Genomic DNA, 19,398 nt, shown 5'->3' with positions numbered 1-19,398 from the left:
AAATCTTATGGAAGAATATATAAAAACCGGATCTAAAGCTATGAAAAATGTTTTTTGGATATTTGTGATAGCTTTTGCATTGCTTTTTATACACAATAAGCCCAAAGGCTTTGACACTATATACTTTACCTTAGCTTTTCCGATATTGATATATATTGTATATTATTTGCATGTAAGATTGTTTCCTTTGGGTGAGATCCAATTTATCATTTTAACTTCTTTTTTGACAGAAATGGGGCTTATAATGATATATAGAGTTGCACCAGATTTGCTCATAAAACAGATTGTTTGGATTGGAATAGGTTTTACACTTTATTTCATTTCTTCTTATTTTTCAAAGCATTATGACTGGCTTTATAAGCTGAAATATGGAGAACTTATTTACCTTGGAATTACTATGGTATTGATAGCCTCTACCTTAATTTTTGGGAAGGAAATAGGAGGAGCAAAAAATTGGCTTACTTTTGATGGCATATACGTTCAACCAGCAGAAACAGCAAAAATTATATATATACTTTTTTTAGCTAAATATTTGTCTTCCAAAAGAGAAGCTAAAGATATAGTAATACTAGGAATAATTACCTTAATAATTGTAGGAATATTTGCTTTAGAAAAGGATTTAGGCATGGCTTTTTTGTTTTATGTAACGACTTTATTGATGATATTTGTGGTTACTTCTAACTTTTTATATACAGCCATAGGGCTTGGAGCATTGGTAGTTGGAGGAATAATATCCTACTTTTTATTTTGGCATGTTAGAGTAAGAATTGAGGCTTGGTTAAATCCTTGGATGGATGTACCGGGGAAGACATATCAAATTGTACAATCTCTTTTTGCTATTGCAGCAGGAGGATTTTTTGGCACAGGTCTTGGCATGGGGCATCCAGAGTATATACCTGTGGTTGCAAGTGATTTCATTTTTTCAGCAATTTGTGAGGAATTTGGACTTTTAGGAGCTGTAGCTATAATCCTTGTGTATTTTGTTATAATGTATAGGGGAATAAAGGTGGCTTTAGCTGCGAAAGACGAATTTGGTGCTCTAATAGCGATAGGCCTTACTTCTATGTTTAGTTTACAAGTTTTTACTATAATAGGTGGCGTCATAAAATTTATACCATTGACAGGGGTAACTCTTCCTTTTGTGAGTTACGGCGGAAGCTCTATGGTCATGAGCTTTGTGACATTGGGGATGCTTAATGGCATTGTTCTTAAGGAGGATGAAGAAGAAGATGCACAACTTAAACCGCAATATTAAAATCCTCTTTTGTTTTTTTTCTATTCTTTTTTTTAGTTTAATTGCTTATTTGACTTATTTCCAATTGTATGAAAGGGAAAAGTTAATCACAAGTTCTTACAGTGTTTATAATCGTAGGCTTATAGAACAAGAAAAAAAGATATTACGAGGTAGTATTTTAGATAGAAATGGAATTGTACTTGCAAAGAGTATAATTGAAGCAGATGGTTCCCAAAAAAGAGAATACTTAGATGGTCCTGCTTTTGCTCAAGTAATAGGGTATAGCCGTAGAATATATCAACAGGGAAATGCAGGAATAGAAAAGGCTTATGACAGAGAATTACTTGGAATGGTAGGAAATGACCCAATAATTATTCTAAGGAAATTGGTTTTAGCAAAAGGGCAGGTAGGTGATAATGTATATTTGACAATAGATAAAACTCTTCAAGACCTTGCTTATAAAGAGATGGAAGGAAAAAAAGGAGCAGTGGTGGCTTTAAATCCTAAAACAGGGGAAATCTTAGCCATGGTCTCTACCCCTTCTTATGACCCTAATACTTTAGGGGAGAATTGGAAAGAAATAATGACAAGCCCTGACAAAGTAGTTTTAAACAGGGCTACACAAGGTTTGTATCCTCCAGGTTCTGTTTTTAAAATTGTGACAGCTTCTGCGGCTCTAACTTACAAACCAGAGTTGTACAACAAGACTTTCAACTGTAAAGGGTATATAATAGTTGATGGAAACAAAATAAGTGATTATGAAGGGATTGCCCATGGAATATTAGATTTTAAAAAAGCTTTTTATGTCTCCTGTAATTCAGCTTTTATAGAAATTGGATTGAATGTAGGAAGTGAAAATTTGCAGACAATGGCTTATAATTTTGGATTGGATAGGCAAGTTCCTTTGGAGATAGATACAGCTAAAAATCAATTTCCACCTCTTCCTACAGTTGGTGGAAAAGTTGCTCTGGCGGAGACTTCAATAGGTCAAGGAAAAATACTGGTGACACCTCTTACAATGGCCTTAGTCGCTTCTGCTGTTGCAAATGATGGAGTCATAATGAAGCCTTATCTCATGAGATATGTGGTAGATCCAATTTCGTGTACAGTTATAGAAAAAAGCACTCCTTCCCAGTATCTAAATCCTATTTCAAAAGAAGTGGCAAATACAATTAAAGAATTAACAATAGGTGCGGTGAGAGAAGGAACGGGGACAGCTGCACAAATTCCTGGTATTACAGTTGCAGGCAAAACTGGTACTGCAGAAAATCCCCACGGCAAACCTCACGCATGGTTTGTAGGTTTTGCGCCTGCCGAAAGTCCACAGATTGTTGTAAGTGTAATAGTTGAAAACGGCGGTGCAGGTGGGGAAGTAGCAGCACCTATAGCAAGAGATATAATAAAGGCGTATTTAACTAAATAAAACCCCAAGGTGATGGTAATGAATATAGAAGAGAAATTAAAACTTTTGCCGGAAAAGCCTGGCGTTTATATAATGAAAGACAAAAGTGGCAAAATAATTTATGTTGGGAAAGCGGTAGTTCTCAAAAATAGAGTGAGGCAGTACTTCCAGAACAAAGAAAATCAACCTCCAAAAGTAAAGATAATGGTTTCAAATATTGAAGACTTTGAATACATTGTAACCGACACAGAACTTGAGGCTTTGATGCTGGAGTGCAATTTAATAAAAAAATACCGGCCTAAATACAATGTGCTTTTGAAAGACGACAAAAATTATCCTTACATTAAAGTTACGGTAAACGAAGAATATCCTCGCATAATGTTTACAAGAAGAATTGAGCCAGATGGGGCTAAATATTTTGGGCCTTATAGCAGTGCCTTTGCAGTGAGGGAGACTATAAAACTTGTCAGAAAAATGTTTCCAATAAGGACATGTAACAGAAATATTGAAAAGGACATGGGTAAGGTTAGAGAATGTCTCTATTACCACATAGGATTGTGTTCTGCCCCTTGTGCTAACAAAATAAATAAAGAAGATTATAGAAAATTAGTTAATCAGGCAGTTCTCTTTCTTGATGGAAAGAGGGATTGGCTCATACAAAAACTTAAAGAAGACATGCAAAAAGCGGCAGAAGATTTGCGTTTTGAAGAGGCGGCGAGAATTAGAGACCAGATTTTTGCTATTGAAAGGACGTCAGAAAAACAAAAAGTGGTATCAGTAGGAGAAGATGAACAGGATATAATTTCAATGGCCCGGAGTGCGGATATTTCCTGTATACAGGTGTTCTTTGTACGAAATGGAAAATTAAGCGGAAGAGAGCATTATTATATGAAAAACACTGAGGGAATGGAAAGGGGCGAAATTATCTCTTCTTTTATAAAGCAATTTTATGAAGGTGCGCCTTACATTCCCAAGGAAATAATAACTGATGTGGAATTGGAAGAAAAAGAGCTGCTTAGTGAATGGCTATCACAAAAGAGAGGCAACAAAGTTTTTATAACAATTCCTGTAAGAGGAAAGAAAAAAGAGCTTGTGGATATGGTGTATCAAAATGCTTTAGAAGCCCTTAAAAATGACATATCAATAAGAGAAGAAATTTCAAAAGACGAAGCTGTATTAGAACTTTCTAATTTAGTGGGACTCGACTACGCCAAGAGAATTGAAGCCTATGATATTTCAAACACCAAAGGTCAGGATAACGTAGGGTCTATGGTGGTATTTGTGGATGGCAAGCCTAAAAAAAGTCAGTACAGAAGATTCAATGTAAAGCATGTTGAAGGGCAAGACGATTACCAGAGCATGAGAGAAGTTCTAGAAAGGCGCTTTTTGCACGGTATTGAAGAAAAAAAGCTTATTGAAAAAGGTGAACTTAAAGAGGATAAGGCAAAATTTGCTGAAATGCCTGACTTGATATTAGTAGACGGCGGCATAGGGCATGTAAATGCGGCACAACAGGGATTAGATGACTTAGGAGTTTCAATTCCTGTATACGGAATGGTAAAAGATGCAAAGCATAGGACTCGCGGGTTGGTGTCCTCTCAAGGAGAAATTGACATACCTATGACTACAAAAGCTTTTCGCCTGATTGCTCAAATACAAGAAGAAGCTCATAGATTTGCTATAAATTTCCACAAAGAAAAGCAAAGCAAAAGATTTAAAAGCGAACTTCTCAATATCCCCAGCATAGGTGAAAAAAGGGCAAAAGCCTTATATGATGCCTTCAAGTCCATAGAAGAAATAAAAAGGGCAAGTGTAGAACAACTTAAAAAAGTAGAAGGAATGAATGAAAAAGCTGCTCAAGCTGTATATGAATATTTTAGGAAATAAAAAGCGTCAAGATTTGTCTTGATGCTTCAGACTATAGACAAACTTTCGTAAAGGAGATATTTTGCATAAGGAGCGACTTGTTACAAAGCGACCCGGCACTCAAGTAAGTATGCTTGTTTTTTCTATTTTTGCTTTATCAAACTCTCCTACTTGAGTGCCGGGAAACTTAGCAAGACCGAGGGTGGAGGCAGGGCCGAAGCCATGGATGGCGGAGGCGGGCACCTTAAGGCATGGATGCCACCTGACGTAGGTACCCTGCCGGAGCCCGAAGGTCGAGCTTTAGTTTTGTCGCTTTGGAACACCGGAGCGACGATGCAAAATATCTCCTTTGAACATTTTTTAACTTTGTCAACAAACTGGAGCGTCAAGATTTTGTTTAAACATAATCCAGTAATCCCCTTACGGATACATCTCCTGACATAATACTAATTCTTTTAGCTTCTTTTGTATCTACTACTAAACTTCCAGTATTGTCAATAGTGACAGCGTATCCTTGGATTTCACCCTCATTGGTAATGACTTTTATCTGCCTCCCTATTGTTATGGATTTTTCAATACATATAGGCCTTATGTAGTCAAAGCCCTTTTGTAAATATGCGTTATAGTAAAGTTCCAGGTTATTTAAAATGCTGCCGGTAAGTTTTTTTCTATCAATTTTAGAATGGGTTTCTAAGTACAAGGAAGTGGCTTTGCCTTTTAATTCTTCAGGGAAATTGTCACAGTTTACATTGACTCCAATTCCTATTACCACGTAGTTTATTTTGTCTATTTCTGAACTCATCTCTGTCAATATTCCACACACTTTCTTGTTGTTTAGTATTATATCGTTTGGCCATTTTATTTTACATTCTACATTGACTATTTCTTCAATAGCTTTAACTACAGAAATTGCTGCTACTTGTGTCAAATTAATAGCTTGTTGTGGCTGCAAATCAGGTTTTAAAATGACGGACATCCATATGCCACAGCCTTTTTGAGATAGCCAACTTCTTCCTAATCGACCTCTCCCCGATGTCTGTTCTTCTGCAATAATTATAGTTCCATCGGGAGCATTTGATGCGATTTCCTTAGCAAAATTGTTTGTAGAATCAATAATTGATTTATGTATATAATATTTACCTATGAAATTTGTAGAGAGATAAGGTGATACTTCTTCATAAATTAACACGTCTGGTTCAGAAGACAACATGTATCCCATTTTGTGGTGGGCTTTTATTTGATATCCCTCATTTTTTAATCCATTTATATGCTTCCACACTGCAGTCCTTGAGACGTTGAGTTGTTCACACAGTTTTTGCCCTGATACATACTCGCCTTTGTTTTCTTTTAAAAGTTTAAGAAGCTTTGACCTTAGCATTTTTTCACCCCAAAATTTTTGATAGAGGTATACAAATATTATAATATAAATCTTGTAAAAATAAAAGATTTTACCTAAACGTGACATTTTAACTTATTTACTTATTTGGTTTTAAATAATATAATTGAATTAAACGCAGCGGTTTTTTAGCGGCAGGAGGTGAAGGTGTGGATAAGATTCCTGTTGAAACTTTGATAAAAGATTTAAATTTAGAAGTTGTTGTGGAAGCCAAAAACAATAAAATAGATATAACTACCAGCGATGTAAACAGACCAGGCCTTCAATTTTCTGGTTTTTATGAGCATTTTGCTTATGAAAGAGTGCAAATCATAGGAAAAGTTGAAACAACTTTTATAGAACAGCTGCCAGATGATGTATTGGCTGAAAGAGCGGATAGATTTTTTAATTACCCCATTCCCTGTCTTATTGTAACGAGGGATTTAAATATACGTCAAGAACTTATAGATGCTGCGCAAAAACACGATAGATACCTTCTAAGGACAAAAGAAGCTTCTACCAAATTTATAAATAGGCTCATAAATTACATTGACGAAAAATTAGCACCACAAATTACTATTCACGGAGACCTTGTGGATGTATATGGAATAGGTGTTCTTTTGTTAGGAGAAAGTGGCATAGGGAAAAGTGAAACGGCATTAGAGCTAATTAAAAGGGGACACCGACTGGTTGCTGATGATGCGGTGGAAATCAGCAAGATAAGCGAGGACAAGCTTCAAGGAAGTTCACCTGAGATAATAAGGCACTTTATTGAGATAAGGGGTATTGGCATACTTGACATAAAGACGTTGTACGGTGTTGGATCTGTTAGAAATACAATGAGCATAGATTTAGTCATTCAATTGGAAGAATGGGACGAAGATAAATATTACGACAGATTAGGATTAGAAGACGATTATATCAAATTTTTAGATGTTAAGGTTCCAAAACTCACTATACCCGTAAGGCCAGGAAGGAATCTTGCGATAATAGTAGAGGTGGCAGCGATGAATCACAGGCAAAAACAGATGGGGTACAATGCTGCCCATGAGCTTAACAAAAAATTATTAAAACAAATAGGGAATTAAAGGGAGAGGATAAAGTTGAAGTTAGTTTTGGACACTCACACTCACACAATTTCCAGCGGTCACGCTTACAGCACTATTACAGAAAACGCAAGAGAGGCTTATAAAAAAGGTCTTAAACTCATATGCATGACAGACCACGGGCCTAAAATGCCAGGGGCTGCTCACCTTTGGCATTTTGGAAATTTAAAGGTAATACCTGAAAAAATAGAGGAGGTAGAGATATTAAAGGGAGTAGAGGCTAATATAATGGATGTAGATGGGTCCTTAGACCTTCCCGAAAGAATACTAAAAAACCTCGATATAGTGATCGCCAGTTTGCATGACGTATGTTTTGAGCCCAGTGACGATGTAGAAAAAAACACCCAGGCGATTATTAATGCGCTAAAAAACCCTTATGTAGACATAATAGGGCATCCGGGGAATCCAATATATCCAATAGATATTGAAAAAGTCTTAATGGCTGCTAAAGAATACGGCAAATTCATTGAAATAAACAACAGCTCCTTTGTAAGCTCAAGAAAAGGCAGTGAAGAAAATTGTTTTCTCATTGCTAAAAAAGCGAAAGAAATGGGAGTAAAAATTGCTGTAGGAAGCGATGCCCATGTAAGCTTTGATGTAGGAAGGTTTGAGGAAGCTCTCAAAGTTATTAAGAATGCCGGTATAACTGAAGATTTAGTGCTTAATACTGATGTTGGAAAAATAAAAGAATATCTTAAAGAGAAAAAACGGAAAATTGGAGAGGAGGAAGAATGAGAATTGGTGTTGACCTTGGAGGCACTAATATTGCTGTTGGATTGGTGGATGAAGAAGGACGTATAGTAGCTAGAGGCAGCAGGCCGACAAAACCGGAAAGGGGATATGAAGCGATTGCCAAAGACATAGCGGATATAGCTCTTGAACTTATTAAGAGGAGTAATCTAAGTGTAAGTGACATTAAGTCAATGGGAATAGGAGTCCCGGGTGTAGCAGATAGCGAAAAAGGCATAGTAATACGAGCAGTGAATCTCTTTTGGATAAAAATCCCCCTTGCAAAAGAAATGAGAAAATACATTGATTTGCCAATATATATGGACAATGATGCAAATGTAGCGGCTTTGGCAGAAGCAGTATATGGGGCTGGCAAAGGTTCTAAGTCCTCAGTGATAATTACCTTAGGAACAGGAGTAGGTTCTGGTTTTATCCTTGATGGCAAAATATACAATGGTGCCCATCATTTTGCTCCTGAGCTTGGACACATAGTGATAGGAGACAATGGTATAAGATGTAACTGTGGTAAAATTGGATGTTTAGAGACATATGCTTCAGCAACTGCTTTAATAAGAGAAGGTAAAAAGGCAGCAGAGAAAAATCCTGACACACTTATTTTAAAATTTGCAAATGGAGATATAAACAGCATAACGGCTAAAAATGTAATTGACGCGGCGAAGCAGTACGATGAGCAAGCAATGCGAATTTTCAATGACTACGTCAAATACTTAGCTATTGGAATTGTAAATGTGATAAACATGTTTGACCCTGAAGTGATAATATTGGGTGGAGGAGTTGCAAATGCAGGGGATTTTCTCATAAAGCCTCTTAAAAAAGAAGTGGCAGAGAATATTTTATTCAAAGAGCTACCGTATGCTGACATAAGAAAAGCAGAGCTTGGAAATGATGCAGGGATCATCGGCGCCGCCATATTAAGTTAAAGGAGGATAATTATGAAAATTCATGAACTTCACAAAAACGCAAAAGTGCCTGACAACCATGTGGCGATAAAATTTAAAGACAGAGTTTATACTTACGGAGAAGTGGACACTTTAATAGATAAATACGCTTCTTTTTTTCAATCAATAGGTGTAAAAAAAGGTGATAGAGTAGCATTGAGTTTTCCTAATTGCCCTGAATATATTTTTTCTTTTATGGGAGCATCTAAAGCAGGAGCAATTGTTGTACCGCTAAACATGATGCTTATACTTGAAGAAATTGCATATATAATTATTGAATCAGGTGCTAATACTATAGTCATTCATCCTTTAATAGCTCAAAAAATTGATAAGTCTCAATTAGGAAGATTGAATCTCAAAAATGTGGTCGTTTTAGATGAAAATACCATTAATGCAATTTTAAAAATGGGTCCTTCTCAACATGTTGAAATAGAACCAGACGAAGTATGTACGTATATATATACCTCTGGAACGACAGGGAAACCTAAAGGTGCGATGCTTACTCACAATAACTTCATTGCTGATGTAAAAGCATTAGACGATGTTTCTGACTTAGGGCCAGAGGATAACTTTTTGTGCGTATTGCCGCTTTTCCACAGCTTTTCTTGGACAGTCAACATACTTCTTGGATTTTATTTGGGTTCTGCTATTACAATAAAAGAAAGTTTTATGCCAAAAGACACATTGGAGATACTGACAAAAGAAGATGTAACTGTATTTTGCGGAGTGCCTTCGATGTTTGCTGTTCTCATGAGGATGGTAGAAAAAGGACAATTTAAAGCTTTAAGGTTAGCTATATCAGGTGGAGCTCCATTAGCCCCTGAGATACAAAGAGGGTTTGAGGAAAAATTCAATTTCCCGCTTGTAGAAGGCTATGGTTTAAGTGAAGCAGCTCCTGTTGCACTTTTAAATCCTTTAGAGCCTGATGCCATAAGAAAGCCGGGGTCTGTAGGATTGCCACTTCCGTGTGTAGAAGCAAAGATAGTGGATGAAAATGATAACGAACTTCCCGTTGGAGAAGTAGGAGAGCTTGTTTTAAGGGGACCAAATATAATGGTTGGTTATCACAACATGCCAGAAGAAACCGCCAAGACTTTAAGGGGTGGTTGGCTCCACACAGGTGACCTTGCAAAAAAAGATGAAGACGGATATTTTTACATTGTAGATAGACTAAAAGACATGATAATATTAGGTGGGTTTAACGTATATCCGAGGGAAGTAGAAGATGCCTTGTTAGAACATCCAGATGTTTTAGAAGTGGCTGTAATAGGGGTAGGAGACCCATTGAAAGGAGAAGAAGTCAAAGCTTTTGTGGTGCTAAAAGAAGGAGCGAAAGCTGACAAAAAAGAGCTTCAAAACTTTTTAAAGAATAAATTGGCATCCTATAAAATTCCAAAGATTTTTGAGTTTGTACCCGAACTTCCCAAGAATGCAGCTGGTAAAATACAAAAGAAATTGTTAAAATAAACAATTTTTCAATCCACAGAAGCTCTTTTTCATTCTGTGCATCTTTTAAGAAAAGACGAAAGAGAAGGAGTCTGGAAAGAATTTTGGAAAGCCTTTAAAAAACACTTTTGGTGGATGCTTATAAACTTTGTGATTACTGTTGCTGTTATTTTAATACTTTACGTAGACGTGAGATTTTTTATACAACAAAACACAGCTTTTGCATATATTCTTGCTGGCTTATTATTGTCAATTAGATATTATTTTTGAGGGAGTAATTAGGAAATATATAAAGAAAGATGAGGAATGAGGTATAGTAGTTTAAAATATGAATTTACCACTTTAGCATTGAGAAGATAAAGGTGATGAGATAATGGCTACTTTCATTGATAGAAAAACCGTAGAAAAGATTGCTAGAGAATACGCCGAATTAGTCAAAAAAGAAATGAACATTGAGAAAGTTTATTTATATGGTTCTTATGCGAAAGGCAATTATACTAGTGAAAGTGATATTGATATTGCTGTTATTATGTAATTTTTAAAAAGCTTCACCCTTATATTAATTTAATTGGGATGAAGCTTTTGCTATTGTGGTATAATCAATTATGAGAAGAAGAAGTGTCGAGGTGTTAAAAATGGGAGTTTTGTTGTCTTGTTATCTCATGCCTCATCCACCGATAATCGTCCCTGAGGTAGGGAGAGGAGAAGAAAAAAAGATTCAAAAGACGATAGATTCACTTAATACTGTTTCAAGCAACATAAAAGAAAAAAAGCCTGATACAATAATAGTTGTCACTCCTCATGGATACGTTTTTAGAGATGCTGTGGCAGTGACTGTTTTTCCTCGTTTAGAAGGAGACCTTGGACAGTTTGGTGCAAGAGGTGTAAGGTTTGAATTTGAGAATGATTTAGAGCTTGTTGAAAAAATTGTAGAAGAATCTAGAAAGAGAGATATACCTATTGCAGAAGTAGATGATGAATTAGCCAAAAAATATGTGCTTCCAAAAAAGCTTGACCATGGAACTATTGTACCTCTATATTTTGTTACAAAACATTATTCTAACTTTAAATTAGTCCATATTTCTTATGGATTTTTGTCCTGTGAACAGCTTTATGAATTTGGTACTGCAATTGGAGAAGCTATAAGAAATTCAAACAAAAAGGTCGTTTTTATCGCCAGTGGGGATTTATCTCACAAATTGACTCCCAATAGTCCGAATGGCTATACGCCAAAGGGAGAAGTTTTTGACAAGAAACTTTTAAACTTGCTTTCTGATATGAAAGTAGAAGAAATAATAGGCATGGACAAAGGCTTAATTGAAGAAGCCGCAGAGTGTGGATTTAGATCGGTTTGCGTTATGTTGGGAGCTCTTGATGGTTATGAAGTTAAAGCGAAAGTATTATCCCATGAAGGGCCATTTGGCGTAGGATATGGTGTTGCGCAATTTGAAGTGGATCAGTATAAAGGAACAAGCCTTTTAGAAAAGTTGTACAGGTTAAAAAGACAAAGAATTGAAGAGATAAGGCAAAAAGAAGACCCATATGTCAAACTTGCCAGAGAAAGCCTTGAATATTATGTGAAATATAGAAAATCAATGCCAGTTCCAGAAGGTTTGCCTGAAGAAATGTATACAAAAAGAGCAGGAGTATTTGTCTCTCTTCATAAAGATGGGGAACTTAGAGGATGTATAGGTACAGTAGTTCCACAGAGAAAGAATATAGCAGAAGAAATAATAAAAAATGCCATAAGTGCAGGTTTTGAAGACCCTCGTTTTGAACATGTAGAAGAGCGTGAGCTAAAGGATATTGAGTATTCAGTGGATGTTTTGACACCTCCTCAACCTGTTAAATCAAAACAAGAGCTTAACCCCAAAAAATATGGAGTAATAGTGAGAAAAGGCTATCGTTCAGGATTGCTTTTACCTGACTTAGAAGGAGTAGACACTGTTGAAGAACAAATTTCTATTGCTTTGAGAAAAGCTGGAATTAGTCCAGATGAGGATTACACCATAGAAAAATTTGAAGTTGAAAGGCATAAATAAAAACTTAAAGGGAGGGATTGCCATTTCTCCATTTGAGTTAGTAATGGAGATGTGGCGCTTTTTAAAATGGTAAAAGAAGCTATGTTTTATAAAAAACTAGAGAATAATGTTGTAGAATGTTTATTATGTCCTCACAATTGCCGTATAAATGAAGGGAAGTACGGAGTCTGCAATGTGAGGAAAAATGTAAATGGTAGGCTTGTGACGGAAAACTATGGAATTATAACCTCTGTAGCTATGGACCCAATTGAGAAAAAGCCACTTTATCACTTTTATCCAGGCAGATATATATTTTCTGTGGGGACTTATGGCTGCAATTTAAAGTGTAAGTTTTGTCAAAATTGGGAAATAGCACATCAAAAATGGGAAGGAGATTACATCTCTCCCCAACAATTGATTGCTGCAGCAAAAAGACAAAGAGACAATATAGGGATTGCTTTTACTTACAATGAGCCTTTAATATGGTATGAATATGTACACGATGGATTGATTGAGGCTAAAAAAGAGGGGTTAAAAACTGTACTTGTGACAAATGGATATATAAATTTAGAGCCATTAAAAAAGATACTTCCTTATGTAGATGCCATGAACATAGACGTAAAAGCCTTTACAGAAGATTTTTATAAAAAGATTGTTGGTGGAAGATTAGAACCCGTTTTAAAAACCGTTGAAGAAGTTTCGAAATATTGCCATGTAGAGGTTACTAATTTAGTTGTTACTGATTTAAATGACAAAGAAGAAGAAATAGAAAACTTAGTGAAATGGCTTTCTCAAATTGACAAAAATATACCATTACATTTTTCAAGATATTTTCCAAATTATCAAATGAATAATCCAGCTACTCCTATAGCTACACTTCAAAAAGCTTATGAGATAGGGAAAAAATATTTAAATTTTGTCTATGTAGGAAATGTAATAGGATTTGACAATAATACTAATTGCCCTTATTGTGGCAATTTGCTTGTAGAGAGGCAAAACTGGTATGTTAATGTAAAAGGATTGGAAGGCAATAAGTGTAAGAAATGTGGTAACAGTATAAATATAGTTAATTAAAGATGTAAAATACTACCAAAGAAAGGATTTTTTAATAACTTATAAAAAGGCTACAAAGCCTTTTCTTTTTTGTGACACTATCGTGATAATTTTCATATATTATCTTTAGATTATACTTTTTTGGAGGTAAATAATAATGGATGACATAAAAAAAGAATTTCAAAAGGCAGTTGATGCCTTAAAATATGCGATGGAATTGTCTTTTAAGGAATATAAAAAAGACCCGTCTAAAAAGAATGAAATAGTAAATTTATGGCAAGAGACAATAGGAGAATTTTTACAATATTTTTCTAAAATTAGTGAAAAATATAATGCAAAGGATTTATATAAAGCAATAACAAAAGTTATAATTTTTGGCAAATAAAACATTAAATTATATAAAAAATTGAGGGCAAAATATTAATGGAACAAAAGAGAGGAGGAGAGAAGAAAATGGGTATTTTAAAATTTCTTTCCTCCAGAAAGCTTTACTGGGGGATTGGAGCAGCAGCTTTAAGTTTAATGCTCTATCCAAAAGCAAAAGAAAATATGAAACCATCAATAGAAAAGAGCATAGAAGATATGCAAGATGCTGTTAATAAAGCTATGGAGTTTTTTGACAATAGCAAACAAAAAATAGTTGAAACAGTTAAAAATAAGATGGAAGAATTAAGACAGCAAGGCAATCAAAAAGAAGAGATGATGCAACAAAAACAACAAGCACTACAGCAATTAGAATACCTTAAAAATAAGATACAAGCTCTTGAAGAGCAAATAAAAACATTAGAATGATACTTTTGCTCAACCGATAAGGTTGAGCTTTTTGTAAAAGTATGAAAATTTATTTGTTGCTATTGATTTTTTTTTTAATTTAGAGGTATAATAGTAAATGTAATGCGTTACACATTTTGTTAGCTATGTCTCTGAAAATCAAGGAAAAATATTATGTAATCTGTTACACAGGAGGTTACAATGGCTAATATTAGAGAAGTTGCTAAAAGAGCGGGAGTCTCTGTTGCAACAGTATCAAGAGTTTTAAATGGCCGTGACTCGGTGTCTGAAGAAACAAAGGAAAGAGTATTAAAAGCGATAAAAGAATTAAATTATCATCCAAATCTCCTTGGAAGAAATTTAAGACGTTCTGAAACGAAAATGATATTGGCTTTGATGCCTAATGTGTCAAATCCTTTTTATGCAAGGGTTGTAAAAGGAATAGAAGATGTAGCCCATAAAAATGGTTACAATGTAATGCTTTGCAATACTGATTCTGATATTAACAGAGAAAAGGTATATCTTGAAATTTTAAAAAACAGATTAGCGGATGGCGTTATTTTTATGGCGCCTACAATGAGTAAGGAAGAATTGACTTTGATAGGAGAAAATTATCCTGTCGTTCAGTGCTGTGAATACATAGAAGGAGCTGGTGTTTCATATGTATCTATAGACAACTTTTCTGCAGCTTACAAAGCAGTAAAGCACTTGATAGGATTGGGACATAAAAGAATAGGAATGATAAGCTGTGAAAATAACTTTGTATCTACAAAGCAGAGGGAAGCGGGTTATAAAAAAGCTCTTGAAGATTCAGGGATAGAATTTGACGAAAAGCTTATAAAATACGGAGATTACAGCTTTAAAAGCGGAGTAAGAGCAGCGAAACAGCTTTTGGTGGTGGAAGAAAGGCCTACTGCCATATTTGCAATCTCTGACATCATGGCTATTGGAGCTATAAGAGCGATAAAGGAAGAAGGGCTTAAAGTCCCTGAGGATATAGCGGTTGTAGGCTTTGATGATATAAGCTTTGCTTCTATGTATGACCCTATGCTTACAACTATTTCACAGCCAAAATACGATTTAGGATGTGTTGCTATGGAACTACTGATAAAACACATGAGTGGCAAATTAGAAGAACCACAGAGGATTTTTTTAGAGCATGAGTTAATAATAAGAGAGTCGACAGTAAAATAAAGAATAAAGTTTTGTCTTAAAAATACAAATTTAAATATAATTAGGGGAGGAATTTTTATGGTAAAAGAGAAACTTAGAGTAGGAATTAAAAACTAGACAATGTTAAAATGGTGGCCTTTTGTGACATCATAGAAGAGAGGGCTCAAAAAGCGGCAAAAGAATATGGTACAAAAGACGCGAAAGTATATACGGATTACAAAAAACTTCTTGAAGATAAAACGATAGATGTGGTTCATGTTTGCACTCCCAACAAGTCTCATGCAGACATAACTGTTGATGCTCTTTATGCAGGAAAACATGTAATGTGTGAGAAGCCTATGGCTAAGACTGCTGCAGATGCCAGAAGATGGTGGAAGCATATAAGAAAACAGGTAAGAAACTCACTATAGGGTATCAAAATCGATTTAGACCAGATTCTCAATATTTACATAAAGTTTGTCAAAATGGTGAACTAGGGGAAATATATTTTGCTAAGGCTCATGCTATACGTCGCCTTGAAATTGTAGCCATATCTGATCCGGATATAGAGGCTGCAAAAAGATTAGCGGAAAAGTACAATATACCTCACGTTTATACAGATTATGAAGAAATGTTTGAAAAAGAAAAACTAGACCTTATAAGCGTATGTACTCCTAATTATTTACATGCACCTATTTCTATAAAAGCGATGGAAAAGGGAATTCATGTGCATTGTGAAAAACCTATAACTCTAAATGCAAAGGAAGCTTATGAGGTCATTGAATCAAAAAATAAATACAAAAGGAAGTTTATGATAGGATTAAATAATAGGTTTACAAATGAATCTTTCTAAGTTTGCAGGATATGGCGGTTTAAAAGCATCAGAATTAAGAAAAACGCTTGATAAATTAGGATTAAAAGCTGCTGGTAGTCATGTAGGAATAGATTTATTGAAAAACAATCTTGAGGAAGTGATGTAGAAAATCTCACACCTGAAGAGGCGGAAGAAATAAAAAAATATTTTAAGGAGTACGGGCTCACAATTTCATCTCTTGCATATTATGACAACCACCTTGATAGAGACCCAGAAAAGAGAAAGTTTATAAACAATCACTTAAAAAAGTGCATTGATGTAGCTAAAATGCTTGGGACTGACATGGTGGGGACTTTTGTAGGCAGGAACATTGAAAAAAGCATCAAAGACAATTTTGATGAATTTGAAAGAGTTTTTACCGATATAGTAAGCTATGCGGAAGACAAAGGAATAAAAATTATAATCGAAAATTGCCCTATGGAAGGATGGCAGGTACCTGGCCTTCCAGGAACCATATCTTTTACACCAGAGCTTTGGGAGGAGATGTTTAGAAGGATACCTTCTAAAAACTTTGGTCTAAATCTTGACCCTTCCCATCTTGTTTGGCAGTTTATAGACTATATAGATGTGATACCAGAGTTTAAAGATAGAATATTTCATGTACACGCAAAAGACACAGAAGTGTTTGAGGATAAATTTAAGCGATATGGAGTTTTCAACAGACAGCTTTACACAGGAACGCATGGCGAATTTGGATACTGGAGATACCGAATGCCAGGTATGGGAAATGTAGATTGGGGCAAGTTTATAAAGGTGTTAAAAGACAACGGATATGATGGGGTAATAAGCATAGAACATGAAGGCCCTCTATATGAAGGCAGTGAAGAAAAAGTAAAAGAAGGGCTTCTTTTAGGATTAAAACATTTAAGCCAATTTGTAAAGTAGAAATAAATGAGCTCAACCACAGCGGTTGAGCTTTTGCTTTTATTTATATAAAGTTAAAATTTATGGTATAATCAAAAGTAAGGGCAATTGAGGTGGAACAAAATGGTCATATCAAAAATGGCAGAGATACTTGTAGAGATTTTTATTGTAATGGCAGTAGGATATTATATCACCTATATAAAATTAGTTAAGCAAGAACATTTTAAAATGCTGGCGGATTTAATCATTTTAGTTACAACACCTTTACTTATCTTTCACAACATGTATTCTAATTATACGCCAGCACTACTTAGAACTGCTTACATACTGCCTTTTGTAAGCGCCTCCACGTTAGTTTTGACATTATTAGTTTCAATGGCTTTTTTTAAATTACTTAAAGCTCCAGAAGAAAAGAAAAATGCATTATATGCCCTCTCCTCTTTTAGCAATACTTTATTTTTAGGGCTTCCCATAAACATTGCCTTATTTGGAGATAAAAGTATACCTTATGTTGTCCTTTACGATTTAGGGCACACAGCTTTATTTTGGACTTTAGGAGTTTGGATTTTGTCTGAAGAAAAATCTTTTGATATGAATGGTTTCAAAAAACTTCTAAATCCTTCTTTTGTTTCTCTTGCTTTGAGTTTTTTAATAGTGATATCAAGAATCAAAATACCAGATGCAATACTGAAAAGTGCACAAATGATAGGCAGTGTAACTATTCCTCTGGCTATAATGTTTATAGGGATGAACATGTATATAATCAAAAAAAGCAATATAGACTATTTTGTTTATCTTGCAGCAATAATAAAGCTCATTTTGTCTCCTTTAATAGCTTTTGGGATTGTGTACTTTTTAAATTTACCCCTTGATGCCAAAAAGGTTGCAGCTTTAGAGGCAGCAATGCCAACGATGATGACAGTAGCCATTGTTGCGAGGCAAATGAGCGAAAAAAATAGTTTTGCTTCTGCAGGGGTGTTTGTTACAAACTTGATTTCGTTTTTGACAATACCAATATTTTTGGTATTGATTAACATATTTTAATTGGAGGAGTGATACAAATGTTTAAAGTCTTTGTGACAAGAGCTATTCCTGAAGAGGGACTTAATCTTTTGAGAAAGTATTGCGAGGTAGAAGTAAGCCCTTACGACAGAATGCTTACAAAAGAAGAGTTACTTAAAAAAGTACAGGGCAAAAATGCTGTAATCACACAGCTTACAGACAAAGTAGACAAAGAGTTTTTTGAAGCTGCAAAAGAAGTAAAAATTGTTGCAAATTATGCTGTAGGATTTGACAATATAGATTTAGAAGAAGCTACAAAAAGAGGAGTGTACATAACAAATACTCCTGATGTGTTGACAAACGCTACTGCGGAACTGGCTTGGGCTCTTCTTTTTGCAACTGCAAGAAGAGTGGTAGAATCTGATAAATTTATGAGAGCAGGAAAATTCCAAGGTTGGGCGCCAATGCTTTTCTTAGGAAAAGGCGTAACAGGCAAGACATTAGGAATAATAGGTGCAGGCCGCATAGGACAAGCTTTTGCTAAAATGGCAAAAGGCTTCGATATGAAGATTTTGTACACTGCACGAAGTCCTAAGAAGGAGTTTGAAGAAGAGACAGGAGCGCAATATGTAGACTTGGATACTTTGTTAAAAGAATCTGATTTTGTTTCCATACACGTGCCATTAACTCCTGAAACGAGACATTTGATTGGAGAAAGGGAATTAAAATTGATGAAAGAGTCTGCCATATTGATAAATACAGGAAGAGGTCCTGTTGTAGACGAAAAAGCCCTTGTAAAAGCGTTAAAAAACAAGGACATATATGCAGCAGGTTTAGATGTGTACGAAAGAGAGCCTCTCTTTGAAGAAGAATTAGCACAGCTTGACAATGTCGTAATGCTTCCTCATATAGGAAGTGCAACAGAAGAAGCGCGAAGGGACATGTCAATACTTGTGGCTCAAAACATAATTGATATAATAGAAGGAAGAGTGCCTCGCACTCTTGTCAATAAAGAAGTACTAAATAAATAATTATTCTTAATGAATCCTCTTGTAGGGGATTCCTTAAACTCAGCTAAAGTATTTAGTAAGTTTCCGCTTTTATGCGCAAAGTGCATTGCGGGAGTCCCATTTTCTCTACCTCCGTATTTCTTTAAAATCTAATACTTGAACCTCATATTTAAAATCATAAATATTTTTATACTCTGTTTCTGCTTCACCAACCTGATTAGAGAATGGAGAGCTTATCCCTCATAATACGATTACACATATAAATGGTTGAATCTCATAACTCTTTAAGAGATGATTACGAAGTTACAGGAAAAGAATTGGACACTTTGGTAGAAGAAGCGTTAAAATTAAAGGGAGTAATAGGGTCCGTATGACTGGAGCGGGCTTTGGTGGATGCACTGTAAGCATTGTAAAAGAAGAATTTATAGAAGTGGTTACCCGTAATTACACTCAAAAAATAGGCTACGCACCAACAGTATATATAACGGGAATAGGTGAGGAGCAGGAGAAATTAAACATTGAAGGAGGAAGAAA

At 35.2% G+C, this 19,398-nt stretch carries 16 protein-coding genes and 5 pseudogenes; 20 read left to right on the top strand and 1 reads right to left on the bottom strand.

The features are described 5' to 3' along the window. Positions 1-7 precede the first annotated feature (7 nt). From TKV_RS08740 to uvrC, 3 genes are read left to right on the top strand one after another with little or no spacing between them, the layout of a single operon-like run. Complete coding sequence (locus TKV_RS08740; RefSeq protein ID WP_049685606.1) at positions 8-1,255, top strand: FtsW/RodA/SpoVE family cell cycle protein; 1,248 nt, start codon at positions 8-10, stop codon at positions 1,253-1,255. Further along, a complete protein-coding gene (locus TKV_RS08735) occupies positions 1,230-2,657 on the top strand; it encodes a peptidoglycan D,D-transpeptidase FtsI family protein (protein WP_049685605.1) in 1,428 nt (475 codons plus the stop codon). Before TKV_RS08740 ends, TKV_RS08735 begins: the two co-directional genes overlap by 26 nt. 18 nt (positions 2,658-2,675) lie before the next feature. Beyond that, a complete protein-coding gene (uvrC, locus tag TKV_RS08730) occupies positions 2,676-4,523 on the top strand; it encodes an excinuclease ABC subunit UvrC (protein WP_049685604.1) in 1,848 nt (615 codons plus the stop codon). 376 nt (positions 4,524-4,899) lie between these two features. On the opposite strand, the gene TKV_RS08725 is transcribed toward uvrC, so the two are convergent. Then, positions 4,900-5,880, bottom strand: a complete 981-nt coding sequence (locus TKV_RS08725; protein ID WP_049685603.1) for a biotin--[acetyl-CoA-carboxylase] ligase — start codon at positions 5,878-5,880, stop codon at positions 4,900-4,902. Between the two features lie 167 nt (positions 5,881-6,047). On the opposite strand from TKV_RS08725, the gene hprK reads away from it, so the two are divergent. The 17 genes and pseudogenes from hprK to TKV_RS12475 all read left to right on the top strand — a co-directional run. Then, on the top strand, positions 6,048-6,965 hold the full coding sequence (gene hprK, locus TKV_RS08720; RefSeq protein ID WP_049685602.1) for an HPr(Ser) kinase/phosphatase: 918 nt from the start codon (positions 6,048-6,050) through the stop codon (positions 6,963-6,965). 15 nt (positions 6,966-6,980) lie between these two features. Beyond that, on the top strand, positions 6,981-7,718 hold the full coding sequence (locus tag TKV_RS08715; RefSeq protein WP_049685601.1) for a phosphatase: 738 nt from the start codon (positions 6,981-6,983) through the stop codon (positions 7,716-7,718). After that, positions 7,715-8,653: an ROK family protein gene (locus TKV_RS08710; RefSeq protein WP_049685600.1), complete on the top strand. Its 939-nt coding sequence runs from the start codon at positions 7,715-7,717 to the stop codon at positions 8,651-8,653. The genes TKV_RS08715 and TKV_RS08710 overlap by 4 nt, the downstream gene beginning before the upstream one ends. 12 nt (positions 8,654-8,665) lie before the next feature. Next, a complete protein-coding gene (locus tag TKV_RS08705) occupies positions 8,666-10,138 on the top strand; it encodes a long-chain-fatty-acid--CoA ligase (RefSeq protein WP_049685599.1) in 1,473 nt (490 codons plus the stop codon). Beyond that, positions 10,139-10,384: pseudogene (locus TKV_RS08700) on the top strand (DUF624 domain-containing protein); the annotation flags it as partial. A gap of 106 nt (positions 10,385-10,490) precedes the next feature. Beyond that, complete coding sequence (locus tag TKV_RS08695; RefSeq protein ID WP_049685598.1) at positions 10,491-10,652, top strand: nucleotidyltransferase domain-containing protein; 162 nt, start codon at positions 10,491-10,493, stop codon at positions 10,650-10,652. A gap of 100 nt (positions 10,653-10,752) precedes the next feature. Next, positions 10,753-12,159, top strand: a complete 1,407-nt coding sequence (amrA, locus tag TKV_RS08690) for an AmmeMemoRadiSam system protein A (RefSeq protein WP_049685597.1) — start codon at positions 10,753-10,755, stop codon at positions 12,157-12,159. Positions 12,160-12,225: 66 nt separating this feature from the next. Beyond that, the gene (gene amrS / locus TKV_RS08685; protein WP_049685596.1) at positions 12,226-13,212 is read left to right on the top strand and encodes an AmmeMemoRadiSam system radical SAM enzyme; all 987 of its coding nucleotides are present in this window, start codon (positions 12,226-12,228) and stop codon (positions 13,210-13,212) included. 136 nt (positions 13,213-13,348) lie between these two features. Then, positions 13,349-13,576, top strand: coding sequence for a hypothetical protein (locus TKV_RS08680; protein ID WP_003869407.1), 228 nt, complete (start codon positions 13,349-13,351; stop codon positions 13,574-13,576). Between the two features lie 68 nt (positions 13,577-13,644). Continuing rightward, a complete protein-coding gene (locus tag TKV_RS08675; RefSeq protein WP_049686263.1) occupies positions 13,645-13,983 on the top strand; it encodes a hypothetical protein in 339 nt (112 codons plus the stop codon). 180 nt (positions 13,984-14,163) lie between these two features. Next, on the top strand, positions 14,164-15,156 hold the full coding sequence (locus TKV_RS08670; RefSeq protein ID WP_049685595.1) for a LacI family DNA-binding transcriptional regulator: 993 nt from the start codon (positions 14,164-14,166) through the stop codon (positions 15,154-15,156). 57 nt (positions 15,157-15,213) lie between these two features. Beyond that, a pseudogene (locus tag TKV_RS13600) lies at positions 15,214-15,964 on the top strand (Gfo/Idh/MocA family protein); the annotation flags it as partial. A gap of 1 nt (position 15,965) precedes the next feature. Next, positions 15,966-16,091, top strand: a pseudogene (locus TKV_RS12860) (sugar phosphate isomerase/epimerase); the annotation flags it as partial. After that, positions 16,088-16,873: pseudogene (locus tag TKV_RS08660) on the top strand (sugar phosphate isomerase/epimerase family protein); the annotation flags it as partial. The pseudogenes TKV_RS12860 and TKV_RS08660, both read left to right, overlap by 4 nt. A 102-nt stretch (positions 16,874-16,975) precedes the next feature. Beyond that, positions 16,976-17,896: an AEC family transporter gene (locus TKV_RS08655; protein ID WP_049685594.1), complete on the top strand. Its 921-nt coding sequence runs from the start codon at positions 16,976-16,978 to the stop codon at positions 17,894-17,896. 17 nt (positions 17,897-17,913) lie between these two features. After that, positions 17,914-18,885 carry a glyoxylate reductase gene (gyaR, locus tag TKV_RS08650; RefSeq protein ID WP_049685593.1) on the top strand — a complete coding sequence of 324 codons (972 nt, stop codon included), beginning with the start codon at positions 17,914-17,916 and terminating at the stop codon, positions 18,883-18,885. A 242-nt stretch (positions 18,886-19,127) separates the two neighbouring features. After that, a pseudogene (locus TKV_RS12475) lies at positions 19,128-19,384 on the top strand (galactokinase); the annotation flags it as partial. Positions 19,385-19,398 lie beyond the last annotated feature (14 nt).

It is taken from the genome of Thermoanaerobacter kivui (genome assembly GCF_000763575.1).
GTDB lineage: Bacteria > Bacillota > Thermoanaerobacteria > Thermoanaerobacterales > Thermoanaerobacteraceae > Thermoanaerobacter > Thermoanaerobacter kivui.
This window is presented reverse-complemented; position numbering and strand designations above follow the sequence as displayed.